The 18,630-nt window shown below is 72.4% G+C and carries 15 protein-coding genes; 9 read left to right on the forward strand and 6 right to left on the reverse strand.

The genetic code is table 11. The features are described from left to right. Window positions 1-5: 5 nt before the first annotated feature. Window positions 6-2,837 (reverse strand): glycoside hydrolase family 3 N-terminal domain-containing protein, encoded by a 2,832-nt coding sequence (locus O2W16_RS09285; protein WP_269158530.1) that lies wholly within the window; start codon window positions 2,835-2,837, stop codon window positions 6-8. A 290-nt stretch (window positions 2,838-3,127) separates the two neighbouring features. Here O2W16_RS09285 and O2W16_RS09290 point away from each other — a divergent pair, with 290 nt between their 5' ends. Then, a complete protein-coding gene (locus O2W16_RS09290; protein ID WP_269158531.1) occupies window positions 3,128-3,790 on the forward strand; it encodes a TetR/AcrR family transcriptional regulator in 663 nt (220 codons plus the stop codon). A gap of 26 nt (window positions 3,791-3,816) precedes the next feature. Here O2W16_RS09290 and O2W16_RS09295 read toward each other — a convergent pair whose 3' ends face one another. After that, window positions 3,817-4,437, reverse strand: coding sequence for a TetR family transcriptional regulator (locus tag O2W16_RS09295; RefSeq protein ID WP_269158532.1), 621 nt, complete (start codon window positions 4,435-4,437; stop codon window positions 3,817-3,819). Window positions 4,438-4,518: 81 nt separating this feature from the next. Here O2W16_RS09295 and O2W16_RS09300 point away from each other — a divergent pair, with 81 nt between their 5' ends. The 4 genes from O2W16_RS09300 (at window position 4,519) to O2W16_RS09315 (ending at window position 9,823) form a co-directional block, all read left to right on the forward strand. After that, the gene (locus O2W16_RS09300) at window positions 4,519-6,120 is read left to right on the forward strand and encodes a GMC family oxidoreductase (RefSeq protein ID WP_269158533.1); all 1,602 of its coding nucleotides are present in this window, start codon (window positions 4,519-4,521) and stop codon (window positions 6,118-6,120) included. Continuing rightward, the gene (locus O2W16_RS09305) at window positions 6,110-6,589 is read left to right on the forward strand and encodes a carboxymuconolactone decarboxylase family protein (RefSeq protein WP_269158534.1); all 480 of its coding nucleotides are present in this window, start codon (window positions 6,110-6,112) and stop codon (window positions 6,587-6,589) included. The genes O2W16_RS09300 and O2W16_RS09305 overlap by 11 nt, the downstream gene beginning before the upstream one ends. Further along, a complete protein-coding gene (locus tag O2W16_RS09310) occupies window positions 6,586-8,085 on the forward strand; it encodes an aldehyde dehydrogenase family protein (RefSeq protein WP_269158535.1) in 1,500 nt (499 codons plus the stop codon). The genes O2W16_RS09305 and O2W16_RS09310 overlap by 4 nt, the downstream gene beginning before the upstream one ends. A 142-nt stretch (window positions 8,086-8,227) precedes the next feature. Beyond that, window positions 8,228-9,823 carry an FAD-binding protein gene (locus O2W16_RS09315; RefSeq protein WP_269158536.1) on the forward strand — a complete coding sequence of 532 codons (1,596 nt, stop codon included), beginning with the start codon at window positions 8,228-8,230 and terminating at the stop codon, window positions 9,821-9,823. Window positions 9,824-9,940: 117 nt separating this feature from the next. Here O2W16_RS09315 and O2W16_RS09320 read toward each other — a convergent pair whose 3' ends face one another. Next, on the reverse strand, window positions 9,941-10,759 hold the full coding sequence (locus O2W16_RS09320; protein WP_269158537.1) for a mycofactocin-coupled SDR family oxidoreductase: 819 nt from the start codon (window positions 10,757-10,759) through the stop codon (window positions 9,941-9,943). Between the two features lie 174 nt (window positions 10,760-10,933). On the opposite strand from O2W16_RS09320, the gene mftD reads away from it, so the two are divergent. Beyond that, window positions 10,934-12,172: a pre-mycofactocin synthase MftD gene (gene mftD, locus O2W16_RS09325; RefSeq protein ID WP_269158538.1), complete on the forward strand. Its 1,239-nt coding sequence runs from the start codon at window positions 10,934-10,936 to the stop codon at window positions 12,170-12,172. 45 nt (window positions 12,173-12,217) lie between these two features. Here the strand turns inward: mftD and O2W16_RS09330 are convergent, their stop codons facing one another. Further along, window positions 12,218-12,811, reverse strand: a complete 594-nt coding sequence (locus O2W16_RS09330) for a TetR family transcriptional regulator (protein WP_269158539.1) — start codon at window positions 12,809-12,811, stop codon at window positions 12,218-12,220. Window positions 12,812-13,023: 212 nt separating this feature from the next. On the opposite strand from O2W16_RS09330, the gene O2W16_RS09335 reads away from it, so the two are divergent. Together O2W16_RS09335 and O2W16_RS09340 are read left to right on the forward strand one after the other, a co-directional pair. Beyond that, entirely contained in the window at window positions 13,024-14,505 is a 1,482-nt protein-coding gene (locus O2W16_RS09335; protein ID WP_269158540.1) for an MFS transporter, read from the forward strand. Between the two features lie 19 nt (window positions 14,506-14,524). Continuing rightward, complete coding sequence (locus O2W16_RS09340; RefSeq protein WP_269158541.1) at window positions 14,525-15,652, forward strand: lysylphosphatidylglycerol synthase transmembrane domain-containing protein; 1,128 nt, start codon at window positions 14,525-14,527, stop codon at window positions 15,650-15,652. Window positions 15,653-15,695: 43 nt separating this feature from the next. Here the strand turns inward: O2W16_RS09340 and O2W16_RS09345 are convergent, their stop codons facing one another. Together O2W16_RS09345 and O2W16_RS09350 are read right to left on the reverse strand one after the other, a co-directional pair. Continuing rightward, window positions 15,696-16,265, reverse strand: a complete 570-nt coding sequence (locus O2W16_RS09345) for a MarR family winged helix-turn-helix transcriptional regulator (protein ID WP_269158542.1) — start codon at window positions 16,263-16,265, stop codon at window positions 15,696-15,698. A gap of 70 nt (window positions 16,266-16,335) precedes the next feature. Beyond that, window positions 16,336-17,988, reverse strand: a complete 1,653-nt coding sequence (locus tag O2W16_RS09350) for an FAD-binding protein (RefSeq protein WP_269158543.1) — start codon at window positions 17,986-17,988, stop codon at window positions 16,336-16,338. Between the two features lie 52 nt (window positions 17,989-18,040). Here O2W16_RS09350 and O2W16_RS09355 point away from each other — a divergent pair, with 52 nt between their 5' ends. Then, the gene (locus O2W16_RS09355) at window positions 18,041-18,595 is read left to right on the forward strand and encodes a TetR/AcrR family transcriptional regulator (RefSeq protein WP_269158544.1); all 555 of its coding nucleotides are present in this window, start codon (window positions 18,041-18,043) and stop codon (window positions 18,593-18,595) included. Window positions 18,596-18,630 lie beyond the last annotated feature (35 nt).

The raw sequence follows: 18,630 nt of genomic DNA on the forward strand, positions 1-18,630 counted from the left end.
CCGGCTCAGTCCTCGGCCAACGTCTGCACCACGGCCGCGGCCCCGCTGCCCAGCCGCTCCTTGGCCTCGGCGCTGACCGTGAGCTGCCGGGCCGGGCTGTCGAGCCGGACGATGAACCGCTCGAGCTGCCGGACGGCCTGGTCGGGACGCCCCTGCTCCGCATGCCGGGCGGCGGCATCGAGCGCCGCGGCCAGCTGCCTGGCCAGCGGCCCCGACACGTGCTCCCGGTCGAGGTACCGCTGGAAGGTCTGGCGGAGACCGTCCAGGTCGACCACGTCACCGCTCAGCTCGGTGGAGGCGGAGAACGGCAGGGCGGCGGGGTCGAGGGCCCGGGTGGTGTTCTCCGTCGAGCCGAGGACCGCCGAGAACGCGGGGGTGGTCATGACGAAGGTCAGGACCCGTCGGGCGTTGGCCTCCAGCGCGGCTCGCGTGCTCTCGTGGTCCTCGGTGAGTGCACGGGAGAAGTCGGCGAGCCCCTGCCGGTCGTAGCCCGGGACCGGGATGTTGAGCATGAGGTCCGTCCCGGCCGCGGAGGCGCTCACGGCGTTCATGTAGGGCGAGATCCAGATGTCGGAGACCACGAACCCGTCGAAGCCCCACTCGCCGCGGGCGACGCCCTGGAGGAGTTCGGGAGTCGCACCGACCCACGTCTCACCGAGTCGGTTGAACGACGCCATGATCCCCAGTGAGCCGGCCTTGACGCCGTACTCGAACGGCTTGAGGTAGATCTCCCGCAGGGCACGCTCGGAGATGTAGGTCTCCACACCCTGCCGGTTCTGCTCCTGCTCGTTGCCCACGAAGTGCTTGACGACCGTGGTGACGCCCTGCTGGCCGGCTCCGACGACGACGTTGGCCATCATCCCGGCGCCCAGCAGCGGGTCCTCCGAGTAGTACTCGAAGTTCCGGCCGCCCATCGGGTTGCGGTGGGTGTTGGCGCCGGGGGCGTACCAGGCGTCGACCCCGAGGGCGCGGGCCTCCGCGGCGGCGGCGGCGCCGTAGCGATGGGCGAGCTCGGTGTTCCACGTCGCCGCGAGCATCGAGGCCGCCGGGAACCCGGTTCCGTTCGGCTGGCCGCTGCCCGCGGGCGCCTTCACCTGCGCGGGTCCGTCCGTCGCGGCGGTCGCGGGGATGCCGAGGCGGTCCAGACCGATGGTCTTGAACCCGCCCTGCAGCTGCATCGCCACGAGCTCGGCGTCGGTGAACTGGGCGAGGAAGGCGTCCATGCGCGTCGGGTCCGCGTGGACGTCGGTGAGCTGGACCTCCGCCGGGCTCTGCCCCGGGGCCAGCGCGATCCGGTTCCCGTCGACCAGCGCCGGCATGGCGTCGGGTTCGTTGAGGAAGCCGGGCGGGTTCCCGGAGCCCTGGGCGTTGAAGCCGGAGCCGCGCGGGCTGGTGTTCGGGACCGTCCGCGTGCCGGTGGCCGGCGCGGTCGGGGCGGTCGCCTCGGGGTCCGTCTGGGACAGGACCGTCAGGCCCTCCCCTGCCTCGGCGAAGCGGTTCTCCAACGGAGCGCCCGTCGTCGGGTCCTCCTCGATGACGACCGGCTCGCTCAGCCGGAAGCTCCCGGTGACCTCGACGTCCTGCACGGAGGCACCGGAGTGGACCGTGTACTCGCCGGCGTCGAGCAGGTAGGCGCCCCGCTCCTCGCTCCAGGAACTCAGACCGTAGGCGTCGACGGTCGTGGTGACGACCTGTGACTGGCCGGGCTCGAGCAGGTCGGTCTTGCCGAAGGCCCGCAGCTCCTTGGCCGGCTTCTCCAGCTCACCGGCGGGAGCCTCGACGTAGACCTGGACGACCTCCTTGCCCGGCACGTCGCCGGTGTTGGTGACCCGGGTCGCCACGGACAGCCCGTCGGGACCGTGCTCGACGTCGAGGACGTCGTGCTCGAAGTCGGTGTAGGACAGGCCGTGCCCGAAGGGGAACTGCACCGGCACGTCGAAGGTCTCGAAGTAGCGGTAGCCGACGTAGATGCCCTCCTCGTACTGGACGTAGTACTCGTCCAGTCCCGGCTCGCTCCCGGGCTTGACGAAGTCGCCGAAGTTCACCGTCGAGGGGTGGTCCTCGGTCCGGTGGGCGATCGTGTGCGGCAGCTTGCCCGACGGGTTCACGTCACCGGAGAGCATGTCGGCGACGGACAGCATGCCGGCCTGCCCCGGGGTCCAGACGACCGCGGCGGCCTTGATGGACTCGTGCTCCTCGAGGAAGCCCATCTCCAGTGCGACACCGGTGTTGAACAGCACGACGACCTCGTCGAAGTTCGACGCGACGGCGTCGATCATCTCCCGCTCGTCCGGGTAGAGCTCGAGGTCACCCAGGCCCGGGTCGTGGACCTCGCTGCCGTTGCGACCGATCATGACGACGGCCGTCCCGGAGAAGTCGCCGGCCTGCGCCAGGACGTCGCTGGGGAGGTCCATCTCCGCTCGCGCGACGGAGTTGATCCCGAACTCGTCGAACGTGCCGCCGGTGTCGCTGACGGGCCGGTAGTCCTGCTCCTTGCCCGGCACGCCGCCGTCGAGCCCTTCGTTCCACCACGTCTCGTAGCGCTGTGCGAGTGGCTCGTTGACCTGGAAGCCCTCGCCGCGCAGAGCGTCGAGCAGCCCCACGCCGCCGGCGTCGATGACCGAACCGGAACCGCCGCCGCCGAGGAAGGGCGCGACCTGGGTGGAACCGAAGACCGACAGCTGGGTCCCCCGGCTCAACGGCAGCGCAGCGTCGTTCGCCAGCAGGACGATGCCCTCGTCGGAGACCGCCTTCGCCACCGTCCCGCCCTCGTCGCTGGGGGCGGCTGCGGCGGGAGTGGCCGCCAGGCCGAGGGCGAGCCCCGTGGCGGTCAGCACAGCGGCAGACCTCCGTGCCCGGCCGGTGGACGTCTGTGTCATGAGCGTGTTCTTCCTCAGGGTGTGAGTCGACGGCTGAGGCCTCGACGGGCGACCACGTGCTCGCGCGCGCTGACCGGGTCAGAGCTAACCACGTGGTCAGCACTAGCAGTGTCGCGCGGGTCACATGTGGTGTCGAGTCGTCGCCGTCGTGACCTCGGCGGTCGGTCCGGATCCGGAGCGAGGCCCTGCCACTACCCTGCTGTTCGCCGACCGGGTCCGGTGGGCGCAGCGCGACGCGAGGAGTCACCGTGGGACGGCAGCGGGGGCCCAACGTGCGCACCCCCGAGCGACGACAGGCCATCCTGCGCGCGGCTCGCGACAGCTTCGTCGAACACGGCGTCGACGCAGCGTCCCTCCGCGACATCGCCGCTCGCGCCGGGATGACCCACGCCGGACTGCTCCACCACTACCGGAGCAAGGACGAACTGGTCGTGGCGCTGCTGCAACAGCGCGATGCCGAAGAGGTCGCGCGCGACCGGGCTCGACGACCGGCCGCGGGCGAGGAGGACGCGCTGGCACCGCTGCTCGCCGAACTGCTCACCGAGCGCCAAGCCGCACCCGAGCTCGTCCGGCTGTGGCTGGAGATGACCGCTGCCGCTGCACGCCCCGCCCATCCGGCCCACGACTACTTCGCCGAGCGCTATGCCGGGGCCCGCAGCGCCATGGCCGCGCACCTGCGGTCCCGCCTCGTCGCCGGCGCGGTGCCCGACGACATCGACTCCGAACGCCTCGCAGCTCTCCTGGCCGCCGTGCTCGACGGCCTGCAACTGCAGTGGCTGCACGACCGCGACCTGCCGGTCGTCGACATCCTCGGCCACTTCCTCGAACTGGTCACCACCCCTCCTGCGGCACCACCGGCAGCAGCAGCGGACCGCGGCCGCGACGCCAGGTCAGCAACGCGCGTCACCTGATCCGACTCACGGCGGGGCCTGGTGGGTCAGAGACCGACGCTCGCTCCCCCGGACACCGAGATCCCTGTTGCAGTGCCTGCCGCAGCCAGCGCGAACGCGTCTCGCAAGGACGAGGTGAACTCCTCCGGCCCTGCCGCGGCGTCCCACGACATGAACGTCTCCCGCACACAGGCGAGGGCGATGCCGGCGACGACCCGCGCAGGGAAGGGGGCGAGCCCCTGCTCCCGCAGCCACTGGTGCAACACCACCTCGAACTTCGCGTTCGCGACGACGTGGTGCCGGTCCAGCTCCGGTTCGTTGGCCAGGATCTGCCGCCGGGCCGCGACGACCCGGTGCTCCGCGACGAGGTGCTCCTCCAGCGCCGTCGTGAGCCCGGTCCATGCCCCGCCGCCGGCGTGCTCGGCCAGGCGAGAGGCCAGCACTGCCTGTTCGGTCGGGTCAGGGTCGAAGAGCGCGGCGGCCTTGGAGTCGAAGTGGTTGAAGAAGGTGCGGCGTGAGACCCCGGCGCGCCCGGCGATGTCGTCGATCGACACCTCGGCGAAGCCCCGCTCGGCGAACAGGTCGATGGCAGCGGATCTCAGCCGGCGCCACCGATCGGTCTTGGCGCCGTCAGTGGGCGCGGCTGGGACGACGGGGGCCGAGGACACCCCTCGACATTACGTGTGACCGGGGTAACCTCCGATGGATTGCACTGAGTGCAAGTGGTGCCACCGACGATGGAGTTGAGTGTGAGCGAACAGTCCTGCGACGTCCTGATCATCGGAGCCGGCTCGTCCGGTTGCGTGCTGGCGAACCGACTGAGCGAGGACCCGGGGTTGGAGGTGCTCGTCCTCGAGGCGGGGGGTCCCGATCGACATCCGATGGTCTCGATCCCCAAGGGCATCGCCTTCACGCTGAAGAACCCCAAGTACGCGTGGTACTACCCGACCGAGCCGTTCGGCCCGTTCGGCCAGACGGAGTACTGGCTGCGCGGCAAGATGGTCGGCGGCTCCAGCTCGGTGAACGGGATGGTCTACAACCGCGGCTCGCAGGCGGACTTCGACGGCCTGGAGGCCGCGGGCAACCCGGGCTGGGGGTGGGCCGAGATGCTGCGGGTGTACCGGTCGATGGAGGACCACTCGCTGGGCGGCTCGGACACCCGGGGTGCGGGCGGCCCGCTGCAGGTGGGGGTCCGACCGGACACCGAGGAGGTCGGCGAGCTGCTCATGGAGTCCGCGGGACACCTGGGCATCAAGAAGGTCGCGGACCTGAACGCCAGCGACGAGGAGCGGATCGGGTACACCCCTGCGACGATCCGCAACGGGCTCCGGGTGAGCGCAGCGCGAGCGTTCCTGCGACCGGCGCTCAAGCGCCCGAACGTCACGCTGCACACCGACACCCGGGTCACCAGGCTGCTGATCGAGAACGGCCGGGCCGTCGGCGTCGAAGCGGTGTCCGACGGTTCGACCGTCACCATCCGGGCCCGACGAGAGGTGATCCTGGCGGCCGGGGCGATCGCCAGCCCGCAGCTGCTGGAGCTCTCCGGCATCGGTTCCCCCGAGGTGCTGGGCGCGGCCGGCATCGACGTCAAGGTCGAGCACGAACGCATCGGCGAGGGGCTGCGTGAGCACCGCTGCTTCCCGCTGCAGGTGCGCCTGAAGAAGGACACCGGCTACAACCGGCTGCTCTCCAGCCGGCCGCGCCAGGGACTCAGCGGCGCCCGCTGGATGCTCACCCGGCGCGGCCCGATCGGGACGCCGGCGTACGACATGCTCTCCTTCTTCCGGACCTCCCCCGAGGTGGACCGGCCGAACGCCCAGGTGCTGCTCACCCCGTACTCGATGGGCCTGGGTGCCGCGAGCGTCGGCGTGGAGAACCGTCCCGGTTTCTCCCTGCTCGGCTTCACCCTCCGGCCCACCAGCACCGGCAGCGTGCACATCCGGTCGGCGGACCCGACCGTGCCGCCCCGCATCGTGCCGAACTACCTCTCCACCGAGCACGACCGCTCCGTGTCGATCGCCATGTTCCGGAAGATGCGCGCCCTGGTCGCGCAGTCGCCGATCGCCGACCTGGTCGACTCCGAGATCCAGCCGGGCCGCGCGGTCGAGGACGACGAGTCGGTCCTGAATGCCGGCTTCCTCTACGGCGGCACCGGCTACCACTCCAGTGGAGCTGTCGCGATGGGCCCGGACGACGCGTCACCGGTCGACTCCCGGTTGCGGGTGCGCGGTGTGGACGGCCTGCGGGTCGTCGACGTGTCGGTGATGCCCGCGATGCTCTCCGGCAACCTGAACGCCCCTGCCATGGCGATGGCCTGGCGGGCCGCGGAGTTGATCCGCGATGACCTCTGAGACGCCGGACCGGCCCGCGGCGACCGACCGCTGGAGCGCCGGCGGTGAGGTGATGGACGCCGTCTACGGTCCCGGCTTCTCCGCCCGGCTCTCCCCCACCGAGGCCGACCCCTGGCTGACCGACACCGTCGAGCACCTCTTCGGCGAGGTCTGGGCACGGCCGGGGCTCTCGATCCGGGACCGCCGGCTGCTGGTGATCGGCGCGACGGCGGCGCTCGGGCGGGAGGACCTGCTCCGGGTGCAGGTGCGCGGCGGCCTGCGGGGCGGGGAGTTCGACGCCGACGGCCTCCAGGAGGTGCTGCTGCAGCTGGCCTACTACGTCGGCTGGGGCAACGCCACGGCCCTGGCGGCCGGGATCAGGGCGGCGATCGCCGATGTGTCGGCCGAGGCGCCGCCGACGGACTCACACGCCCAGGACGACGCAGACACCCAGGACGAGGACACCCACGAGCGAGGAGCATCCGCATGACCACCACCCTCCCCGAGACCGACACCGGCTCCGGCCCGCTGGCCGGCGAGCGACGGCTGTTCATCGACGGCGAGCTCGTGCTCGCCTCCGACGGCGGGTTGATCGAGAACATCGACCCGAGCACCGGTGAGGTCGCCGGCCACGCCGCATCTGCGACCGCGGCGGACATGGAGCGGGCCATCGCCGCGGCACGGCGGGCCTTCGACGACGGCCGCTGGTCCGGTGACCCCGGGTTCCGCAGCCACTGCCTCCGGCAGCTGCACGAGGCGCTCCTGGAGGAGCGGGAGCGGCTGCGCCGGATCGTCGTCACCGAAGCCGGCAGCCCCATCGCGCTCACCCACGGCGTCCAGCTGCAGCAGCCGATCGACGAGGCCCTGTACTGGTCGGAGAAGGCGGTGTCGTTCGAGTACGAGGAGGAGTGGCCGGCGCACGAGTCGAGGGGGCAGATGCACCGGCGCCGCATCCGGTACGAGCCCACCGGGGTCGTCGCGGCGATCACGCCGTGGAACTACCCGCTCTACCTCAACGTGGCCGAGTCGCTGCCCGCCCTGGCCGCGGGGAACACCGTCATCCTCAAGCCGGCCTCGCTCACGCCGTGGAGCGGGCTGGAGCTCGGTCGCATCGTCGCGGAGAAGACCGACATCCCAGCGGGGGTGTTCAACGTCGTCACCACCGACTCGACCGACGTCATCGAGATGCTCACGACCGATCCGCGGGTCGACATGGTGACGTTGACCGGCTCGACGGCGACCGGCCGCCGGGTGCTGGCCGCCGGCGCCGCCACCATCAAGAAGACCTTCCTCGAGTTGGGTGGCAAGTCCGCCCACGTCGTGCTCGAGGACGCGGACCTGATGCAGGTGCTGCCGAACACCGCAGCCGTCTGCTCGCACGCCGGGCAGGGGTGCACGCTCTCGACCCGGCTGCTGCTCCCCCGCAGCCGGTACGACGAGGCGCTGCGCATCCTGCAGGCCGTGTTCGAGCGGGTGCCCGTCGGCGACGTCTGGGACCCGGCGGTCATCCACGGGCCGCAGGTCAGCGCCCGGCAGCGGGACAACATCGTGGCGGCCATCGACGCTGCGGTGGCCGCGGGCGCTCGGCTGCTCACCGGTGGCCACGCTGTCACCGATCGACCGGGGTACCACGTCGAACCGACGGTCCTGGTCGACGTGGACCCGTCGTCGGCAGTCGCGCAGGAGGAGATCTTCGGCCCGGTGCTCTGCGTGATCCCCTACGACACCGTGGACGAGGCGGTGGAGATCGCCAACTCGACCATCTACGGCCTCGCCGGGGAGGTCAGCGGCGGTACCGACGAGGGCGCGCTGGAGGTGGCCCGGCGGCTGCGGGCGGGCAGCATCGCCGTCAACGGCGGGAACTACTTCTCGGTCACCACGCCGCTGGGCGGCTACGGGCAGAGCGGCTTGGGGCGGCGCAACGGGGACGAGGGCTTCCGCGAGTACATGGAGCTCAAGGCCATCGGTCTGCCCCAGCGGGCGTGACACCGGCACCGACCGCAGCCGGCACCCGTCGGCAGCACTGAGGCAAGGCCGCCCCGCCGACCGGCGGGGCGGCCCCGCTGTCCCGGGTGCGCTCAGGACGGCGGGACTTCCCGAGTACATCGATGACAGCGAGGTCGACAACATGAGCACCGTCCGTACGTTCGATGTGATCGTGGTGGGATTCGGCGACGCCGGCGCGGCAGCAGCGATCGAGGCAGCCGACAACGGCGCTCGGGTGCTGGTCCTGGACCGGAGCTACGGCGGCGGTGCCAGCGCCCTGTCCGGTGGCGTCGTCTACGCCGGCGGCGGGACGCCCCAGCAGCAGGCCAACGGGTACTCCGACACCCCGGAGAACCTGTTCGACTACCTCGCGCTCGAGGCCGGCGACGCCGTCGACGAGGCCACCCTGCGGCGGTTCTGCGAGGAGAGCCCTGGGACGATCCCGTGGCTGGAGGCGCAGGGGGCGAGCTTCGCCAGCTCCCTGGTCCCGTACAAGACCTCCTACCCGACCGACGACTACTACCTCTACTTCTCCGGGAACGAGAAGGCCCACCCGTACAAGCTGAGCGCCGAGCCGGCGCCGCGGGGGCACCGGACCGTCGCCTCGGGGCTGGCCTCGGGCAAGGTGTTGTGGCAGCACCTCAGCGCGTCGGCCACGCGCAAGGGCGTCACCTTCCTGCCGCTGGCCCGGGTCCACGACCTCCAGGTCGTGGACGGCAAGGTCGTCGTGAAGTACCGCGTCCTCCCCGCCGACGTGGCCGCGCGGGCCGGGCACGCCAAGCACGTCAAGCGCGGCGGCAAGCTCGGCAACTGGTCACCTCCGCTGGGCGAGTTCTTCAACGGCAAGGCCGATGCGATCTGGGACGAGGGTGCGGTCGACGAGGAGGCCCACGGAAGCGCGGTGGTCCTGGCGGCCGGCGGCTTCGTCTACAACCCCGAGTGGATGGCCCGCTACGCGCCGGAGTTCGACAGGATCTCCCCCCTGGGCACCCCCGGCGACGACGGCAGCGGCATCCAGCTGGGCCTCGACGTCGGCGGCACGGTGGCCAAGATGGGCAACGTCACCGCCTGGCGCTTCCTCTCCCCGCCCAGCGCCTTCCTCGAAGGCGTGACGGTCGGCATGGACGGCTCCCGGATCGCCAACGAGGACCTCTACGGCGCGACCCACGGCAACGTGATGGTGCGGGAGTTCGCCGGCAAGGGATGGGCCGTCTACGACTCCACCACCTGGAAGAAGGCCCGGGGGCAGGTCAGGTCGCAGGCCCAGATCTTCCAGAAGCTGCAGCTGATGTACCTGTTCAGCGCCGGACACAAGAAGGCCCAGACCTTGTCCGAGCTGGCGCGGAAGACCGGCGTCGACGCCCGCGGGCTGCAGGCGACGGTGGACGCGTACAACGCCGGCATCGCCAGCGGGACCGGCGACCCGGCGCACAAGGACCCCGAGTACTCCACCCCGGTGCTGAACCCGCCGTTCTACGCCGTCGACATCTCCGTCGAGAACGCGCCGTTCTTCCCGGTCCCGGGACTCACGCTGGGCGGGCTGGTGGTCGACGGTGAGACCGGCCTGGTGGTGCGCGAGGACGGCGGCCTCGTCGACGGGGTCTACGCGGCCGGGCGCAATGCGGTGGGGGTCTGCTCGAACAGCTACATCAGCGGGCTTGCGCTGGCGGACTGCATCTTCTCCGGTCGCCGGGCCGGCGCCCATGCGGCGAGGACGGCCCGGGTCACCGCCCCCTGAGCCACGCCTGCCGGTCACGGCGGTCCCCACCTGACGGAGATCCCGAGCGGCGACGACCCGTGGCCCCGCGGTGCGTGCTGGCCAGACCGTCCAGCACGCACCGCAGCACCGGACCGGTCAGAAGTGCTGGGTGCCGCCGTCGACCGAGAGGTGCTCGGAGGTGATGAAGCTGGCCTCGTCGGAGGCCAGGAACGCCACGGCGTTGGCGATCTGGTCCGGGGTCGTGTACGGCGGGTCGGTGAACGTCGTCCCCATGGGGGCGAGCCGCGGGTACGTCTCCCAGGTGCGCCGGATGGCACCCATCATGTCCCCGCCGCCCATCGGCGTGGCCACGCCGCCGGGATGGACCGAGTTGACCCGGATGCCGTGCGCGCCGAGCTCGGCCGCGAACCCGCGGGTCATGCCGGTCACGGCGTGCTTGCTGGTCGTGTAGTGGACCATGAACGGCTGCATCTTCTTGCCCGCCGCGGAGCTGATCAGGATGATCGACCCGCCGTTGCCGGCGGACACCATGTGCGGCGCGCTCGCCATCACGGTGTTCCACACGCCGGTGACGTTGATGTCCATCGTGTCGCGGAAGATCTCCGGCGTTGCCTCGTCCCACGCGGCCGGCACGCAGATGCCCGCGTTGGCGACGGCCACGTCCAGCCGGCCGAACTCCGCCACCCCACGCGCCACGAACGCCTTCATGCCCTCCAGGTCGCGCACGTCGCCCTGGTGGGTGAGCACCCGCCGACCGAGGGCCTCGACGGCAGTGGCCGTCTCGGCCAGCTCATCGGGCGTCGCCGACTCGTAGGGGACGTGCGGCATGGCGCCGGCGAGGTCCAGGGCCAGGATGTCGGCCCCCTCCTCGGCCAGCCGTACTGCGTGCGCGCGTCCCTGCCCGCGCGCTGCGCCGGTGATGAACGCGACCTTCCCAACCAGCCGTCCTGCCAACGTCCTCGTCTCCTTCGGTCGGTGAAGCGGTGAGCGCAGGCGTGCGCCGGTCTCCTGCCCCGGCCCTGACGCGCGTCGGGCCATCGTGGCACGGAGTGCCACCAGTTGTGGCAGCCTGTGCCACGAATTGTCTTGGCACTCAGTGCCATGACCTCGGGACGACGGAGGAGTCAGATGGCGAACGCGTGGTTCGAGTCGGTGGCAGAAGCGCAGCGTCGAGCGAAGAAGCGCCTGCCCAAGGGGGTGTACGGCGCCCTGGTGGCCGGCTCGGAGCGTGGGCTGACCGTGGACGACAACACGGCTGCGTTCGCCGAGCTGGGGTTCGCCCCGCACACGGCGGGGTTGAGCAACGAGCGGCAGCTGGCCACCACGATCATGGGCCAGCAGGTCTCCATGCCGATCATGATCAGCCCCACCGGGGTGCAGGCGGTCGACCCCGACGGTGAGGTCGCGGTGGCGCGCGCGGCCGCCTCGCGCGGGGTGGCGATGGGGTTGTCCTCCTTCGCCAGCAAGCCGATCGAGGAGGTCGTGGCGGCCAACCCGCAGACCTTCTTCCAGATGTACTGGGTCGGCTCCCGGGAGGAGATGCTGGGCCGGATGCAGCGGGCGAAGGACGCCGGTGCGGTCGGCATGATCGCCACCCTGGACTGGTCGTTCGCCTACGGCCGGGACTGGGGCAGCCCGTTCATCCCGGAGAAGATCGACTTCGAGGCTGCTCGGAAGTACGCGCCTCAGGTGCTGGCCCGGCCGCGGTGGCTGCTCGACTTCGCCCGCACCCGCAAGCTCCCCGACCTCACGGTGCCGAACATGGTGGCCAAGCCGGGAGATGAGCCCCCGACGTTCTTCGGGGCCTACGGGCAGTGGAGCGCCTCCCCGATGCCCTCCTGGGAGGACGTCGCGTGGCTGCGCTCGCAGTGGGACGGGCCGTTCATGCTCAAGGGCGTGATGCGGATCGATGACGCCAAGCGCGCCGTGGACGCCGGGGTCACCGCGATCTCGGTGTCCAACCACGGGGGCAACAACCTCGACGGCACCCCGGCCGCGATCCGGGCGCTGCCCGCGGTCGTCGCGGCGGTCGGTGACCAGGTCGAGGTGCTGATGGACGGCGGCATCCGCCGTGGCGGCGACGTCGCCAAGGCCCTCGCCCTGGGCGCCCGGGCGGTCATGATCGGCCGGGCCTACCTGTGGGGCCTGGCCGCCAACGGCGAGGCCGGGGTGGGCAACGTCCTCGACCTGCTCCGCGACGGCCTCGGGTCGGCCCTGGTCGGCCTGGGCCACCGCTCGGTCGACCAGCTCAGCCCGGCCGACCTCGTCGTCCCACCGCACTTCGAACGACACCTCGGCGACGACACGACGGCCGACGCCCCGGTGGAGAGCACCCCCTCGCGACGACGCCGGTCGACCGGCGTCTGACCCCGGGACCTGCACACCCGCTGAGCCGACCGGTGGCCGGTCGGCTCAGCGGGCGGCGAGCACCTCGTCGAGGTGCCCGAGCGGATCGGGCAGCTCGCCGGTGACCACGTCGTCGAGCCACACCCGGAACGTGGCGACCGCACGGGCGACGACCAGCCGGGTGCGCCAGCCCACCGGGGGCAACGCCCCGCGCCGAGCCAGCAGCCGCACGGCCACGTCACGCTCCCGGTCGGCCAGCTGCAGGAACGGGCTCGGCCGGGAGGCCGCGGACTCCTCCGCCACCCGCAGGAAGAGAGCCAGTCGCTCCCGGTGGTCGACGACGTAGCCGGCCAACGTGCGCAACGCGTGGTCGAGCGCCGCGGCGTCGTCCAGCTGCTGCGGGGCGGCGGTGATCGCCGAGGTCAGTCGGGCAGCCATCTGCCGTGCGGGCTCGGCGAGGACGTCCTCCCGGCTGGGGAAGTACCGGAAGAAGGTGCGGGGCGCGATCTGGGCCGCCTCGCAGATGTCGGCCACGGTCACCTCGTCGTAGCCGCGCTCGGCGAACAGGGTCAACGCCGCGTCGACCGTCGTCGCGCGACTGTGCGCCCGCTTGCGCTCTCGGACGCCCACGATGCCGGCGTCGTCGTTCTCGGCTGCCATCCTCCCCGCCCTCCACCTCGCCACCGTCCCGCCGCCGCGATGCGGTTGCAGTGACCAACCACACCCCGCAAGTCGGGTGACCGCCGCCGGAGCGGCTCGCCACCACCATCTCAGCGCCTAGTCTGCCTGGTGGCACAAACTGCCATCGCCTTCCCGGACGCCACTGCCGTCGCCACCGGGCTCCTGCACCCCTCCTCCGCGACGGAGAACCCATGGCACCCCCACCCACCACGGCCGCCCGGGCCTCGTCCCCCGACGCCGCAGCTGCCCCGGACACCGGATGGGACGCCCGCCAGGTCACCGCGGTCGCCATCGTCGCGACCTGCGGCGTCCTGGTGTCGTTGACCCAGACGCTGCTGGTGCCGGTGCTGCCGCAGATCCAGGCCAGCCTGGGGAGCTCGACCAGCGGAACCCAGTGGCTGCTGACCTCCACGCTGCTGGTCGCCGCCGTCGCCGTCCCGGTCTTCGGGCGGCTGGGCGACCTCTACGGCAAGCGGCTGATGCTCACCGTCGCCGCCGCCGCCCTCACCGTCGGCTCGCTGATCTGTGCGTTCAGCGACTCCCTCGGCTGGCTCATCGCCGGCCGGGCCGTCACCGGCATGTCCGCCGCGGCCATCCCGCTGGGCATCAGCCTGATCGGCTCCGTCCTCCCCGCCCACCGGGCGGGCGCGGGCATCGCCCTGGTCAGCGCCACGCTGGGCATCGGTGGCGCCCTCGGCCTGCCACTGGCCGCGCTGGTCGCCGAGAACGCCGACTACCACGCCCTGTTCTGGATCTGCGTCGTCGGCGGCGTGATCGCCATGGTCGGCGTCCTGCTCGCGGTGAAGGAACCCCCACGGATCGCCACCGGCCGGATGGACCACCTCGGTGCCGTCCTGCTCGCCGCGGCGCTCGTCTGCCTGCTCTACCCCCTGGCCCAGGCCACGACGTGGGGCTGGGACGACCCCAGGACGGTCGGCCTGCTGATGGCCGCCGCCGTCCTGCTGGTGGTGTTCGTGCTCGTCGAGCGGAGGGTGGCCTCGCCGCTGGTGGACATGGTGGTCAACGCCCGGCCGTCCCTGCTGCTGACCAACATCGCCTCGGTGTGCGTCGGGTTCGCCCTGTTCGCCATGCTGATCGGCACCGCCTCCTACGTGCAGGCCCCCGAGGCCACCGGCTACGGCTTCGGCTCCTCGGTGCTGGCCAGTGGGCTGGCGATGCTGCCCAGCGGTGTCGCGATGCTGCTGCTGTCGCCGGTGTCGGCCAAGCTGTCCGAGCGGTTCGGCCCCAAGACCACCCTCGCCCTCGGGGCCACGGTCGTCGCCCTGGGTTTCCTCTGCCGCATCGTGTTCACCGGCTCGTTCACCCAGATCGTGATCGGGACGACCGTCGTCGGAGCCGGGACCGGCATCGCCTACGCCGCCATGCCCGCGCTCGTCCTGCGCGCCGCCCCCCGGTCCGAGCTCGCCGCGGCCAACGGGCTCAACGCCCTGGCCCGCAGTTTCGGCAGTTCGCTGGCCAGCGCCATCGGCGGCACGGTCCTCGCCGCCTCCACCCTCACCCTCGGCGCGTTCGAGCTGCCCTCGCTGAGCTCCTACCGACTGCTCTTCGGCATGTGCGCCGGCGCCGCCCTGCTCGGTGCCCTGATCGCACTGGTCATCCCCACCGCCCCGCAGGACGCGGAACGTGCTCCGGCGCACGCCCATGCGGCCTGAGCCGACCGGCGCGCAGCTGATGACAGCCGACCAGCAGGGCGCGCCGGGCGACGACCGGCAACGGCCGGGTCCCACCGACCCGACTGACGGCGACACCTCCCAGCCCGGTGGTGGCCGCCCGACGGCGCGGGCGGCCGCCACCGCCTCGCCGAGGCGTCGGCTCGGCCGGTTCGCGATCGTCCTCACCTGTCTGGCGCTGGCGGTCTGGGCCCTGACCTCGGTGCCGTGGACGGACACCTGGCGCGTCGTCTCCCGAGCCCAGTGGCCCTGGCTGCTCGTGGCGGCCGCAGGGACGCACCAGTCGGCAGCGAGCTGGGCCGTCGCCACCCGCCCCCTCCAGCCGGCGCACGCGCGGGTCACCCACCGGAAGCTGCTCGCGGTCAGCTACAGCAGCACCGCCATGACCCAGGCCCTGCCCGGAGGCAGCGTCGTCGGCGCCGCCTACGCGGTCTCGCGGCTGCGCTCCTGGGGAGCCAGCACGGGCGAGGCGCTCTGGATCACCTCCATGACCGCCCTGCTCAGCGGCGTGGTCCTCGCCGCAGCGGGCCTGGTCGGCCTCCTCAGCACCGGAGAGGGATCCGCCGGCACCGTGCTGACCGGCGGGGTCGCCCTGCTGGCCGTGACCGCGCTCGCCAGGCCCGCGGCGACGTTGAGCGTCCTGGGTGCCGGCGTCACGCGCGGCATCGGCGCGTTCCAGCGGCTCCCCGGCCGCGCCTCCCGCGCCGCGGACGCAGCCCGGGGCGGCTGGCGGCGGATGCTCGACCAGCTGCTGGCACAGCGGCTGTCCCCGGTCGCCGGGGCGCAGGCGGCGGCATGGACGGTCGCCACCGTCCTCGGCGGCCTGCTCACGCTGTGGGGCTGCAGCCAGGCGGTGGGCGCCGAGCTCGGACCCACGCTGCTGCTCGCGGCCTACCTGACCGTCCGCGCCACCTCGCTCGTCCAGGTCACGCCGGGCGGACTCGGGGTCACCGACACCGCGCTGATCGCCGTCCTCAGCGCCGGCGGCGTCGACCTGGCCACCGCGACCGCACTGACCCTCGTCCACCGGGGGCTCACGATGGGCCTGAACGCGGTCATCGGCTGGACCGCGCTCGCCGTGGCCCGTCGTCCGCCCGGGACGGCCCCGGCCGGAGCGGCCACCGGTTGACCGACCGGGCACCACGGCCGGGTGCGACCGTGGTGCTGCGAGCTCAGCGTGCGGAGAACTCCTGCTCGTGCACCGCTCCGACCTGGTTCAACCGCTCCAGCAGCGTGGCCAGCGCGGCCACCTCCTCGGCGTCCCAGTCGCTCAGGTCGGCCTCCCAGCGCGACCGCCGGGCCGCTCGCGACCCGCTCACCCGACGGTGACCCTCCGCCGAGATGGAGAGGAGCTGCGCCCGACCGTCGTCCTGGTCCGGCGCCCGCTCGACGAGCCCCAGGTCCACCAACGACGTGACCTGCCGGCTGACCGTGCTCTTGTCCATGCCGAGCCGGGCGACCAGGTCACCGGCGCGCAGGGGTCCGGCGTCGTCCAGCAACAGCATCAGGGCGTGGACGGCGCCGTCCAGGCCATCGTGGAGCTGACCGCCCAACCGGCCCTGCACCGTGCGCGACCGGCGGATGAGGAGCGTCAGCTCCCACTCCAGTGCCGCGAAGGCCGCCACGTCCTCGGTGCTGCGGGGACGACCGGGCGTGGTCCTCCCCTGCGGCTGGTCGGCCGGCCCCCGCGGCACGACAGGACGGCCGCCTCCCCCGCCGTCGGAGGCAGCTGCTGCCCTCATGCGAGCTCCTGTCGTGCAGCGGGACCGGCGCACGGACGTGCGCCGGCAGGGCGGTCGGACCCGGACCGGCTCAGCCGGCCAGGCGGGCCATGTGCCGGGCGGCGCGCACGCCGAACACCGCAGCCGGACCGATGGTCGAGCCGGGTCCGGGGTAGGTGCGGCCCATCACGGACGCGGAGTTGTTGCCCGCCGAGTACAGGCCCTCGATGACCGAGCCGTCCTCACGCAGGGCCCGGCCGTCGCCGTCGGTGACCACCCCGCCCTTGGTGCCCAGGTCGCCGATCACGACCCGGAACGCCGTGAACGGCGGCTTCTCCAGCGGGCCGAGACACGGGTTGGGCCGGACGGTCGGGTCGCCGTAGTACCGGTCGTAGGCGGAGTCACCTCGACCGAAGTCGCCGTCCTTGCCGGCGCGGGCGTAGCCGTTGAACCGTTCGAGGGTGGCGCGCAGCCGAGCCGGCTGCACACCCAGCCCGCTGGCGAGCTCGTCCACGCTGTCCGCCTTGACCATGATGCCGGCCTTGCGCATCGCCTTGTTGGCCCGCGGGTCCAGGGCGTACGTGCGCAGGTACCGGCGGGCGTGCCGGGTCTCGGCCACGAGCCAGTACGGGCCGTCCTTGTCATGGGCGAGCATGTGGTGACCCAGGTCGACGTAGGACTCGGACTCGTTGGTGAACCGGTCCCCGTTCGCGTCGAGCAAGACCGAGTACGGCATCGAGCGCTCGCCCACGATGAAGGCCGGCGCAGCCCCGGGGAGGGGTGCGATCGACCCTCCCCACCACGCCTCGTCCATGAGCTCGACGGCTGCCCCGGCACGCTGGGCGACCGCGATGGGGCCCCCGACGTTGCCCGGGTTGCCGGACGGCGCCCCGTCGATGCCGTGGTGCTTCTGCCGCCAGTCCACGTTGTGCTCGAAGCCCCCACCGGCCAGCATCACGCCCCGCCGGGCGCGGACGGTCACCTGTCGGCCGTCGCGGCGGACCCGGACGCCCACCACGCGGTCGTCCTCGACGACCAGGTCCTCCAGCGGCGAGTTGAGCCGCAACGGCACCCCCTGGTCCACCACCACGGCCTTGCAGAACGAGGTGGCCAGGCCGACGCCGATGCCGGCCAGCCGCTGGCCGCGCAGCACCCCGCCGAGCGCCCGGAACACGAACTGCGCCCCACGGACGAACCCACCCGGCGTGGACCAGGCCCGGCCGAGCAGCCACACGTCGTCGGTCTTCGCCGGCAGGGGCACCGCGTTGCGCAGGGTGCGCCACCACTCCCCGATGACCTTGGAGTCCAGCGGCTCGACCTCCATCGAGCGCCCGACCTTGCCGCCCGGGCGCTCCGGGTAGTAGTCGGGGTAGTCGGTGGCGCGGGCGAAGCGCATGCCGTGCCGCTCGGCCGTCGTGACGAAGTCCGCCACCCCGTCCACGAAGGCCTCCTGCCGCGCCCAGGAGGCGGCCGCGCCCTCCTCGCCGACCGTCGCCGCGAGGTAGGTCAGTGCTTCCTCCCGGGAGTCCCCCACGCCGTCACGCGCCATGAGCGGGTTGTCCGGCAGCCACATGCCACCCCCGGACATCGCGGTGCTGCCGCCCCACTTGTCGGTGCTCTCGAGCAGCACCACGCTGAGCCCCTCGTCGACCGCCCCGAGCGCGGTGGCGAACGCGGCAGCACCGCTGCCCACCACCACGACGTCGAAGGTCTCGTCCTGCGTCGCTCCGTCGGTCATGGCCATGCAGTCACTCCCTCCCACCGGACAATGTTGTCCGGATGCTTAGGGTGTGAGCATGGTCATACGTCCTGGCGCCGTCAACCGCGGTCCCGCGGCGGCTGTCGACAACCGCCGGGCGATCCTCGTGGCGGCACGCCGGGTGATGGCCGAACGCGGCTACCGGGTCCCGCTGAGCACGATCGTGCGCGAGGCAGGGGTGAGCCAGGGCGTGCTGTACCGCCACTTCCCCACCCGGCTGCACCTGGCCCTCGCCGTCTTCGAGGACAACTTCACCGAGCTGGCGGCCGTGGCCGCCGATCCCGGGCCGGACGCCTTCGCCCGGTTGTGGACCCGGTTGGTGGAGCTGACGGTCGAGTCGTCCGCGTTCGTGGAGATGGCACTGGACGCGCGGGAGGACCTACCGGGGTACCGCGGCAACGTCCGGCTCCTGGAGCTGGTCCAGGCCACCCTGCCGCGGGCGCAGGAGTCGGGCTCCGTGGACGCCGGACTCACCCCGGACGACGTCCTGCTGGCGTGGCGGATGGTCTTCGGCGTGGTGGTCACCACCACCGATCCCCGCGAGGTCGCGCCGGCCGTCGAGCGCGTGCGCGCCCTGCTGCCCCTGCCCTGACACCGGCGCCGCCGGCACCCCGGGGGGTGCTGGGG

The organism is Modestobacter sp. VKM Ac-2984, from assembly GCF_026967985.1.
In the GTDB taxonomy this organism is placed as follows: Bacteria; Actinomycetota; Actinomycetes; order Mycobacteriales; family Geodermatophilaceae; genus Modestobacter.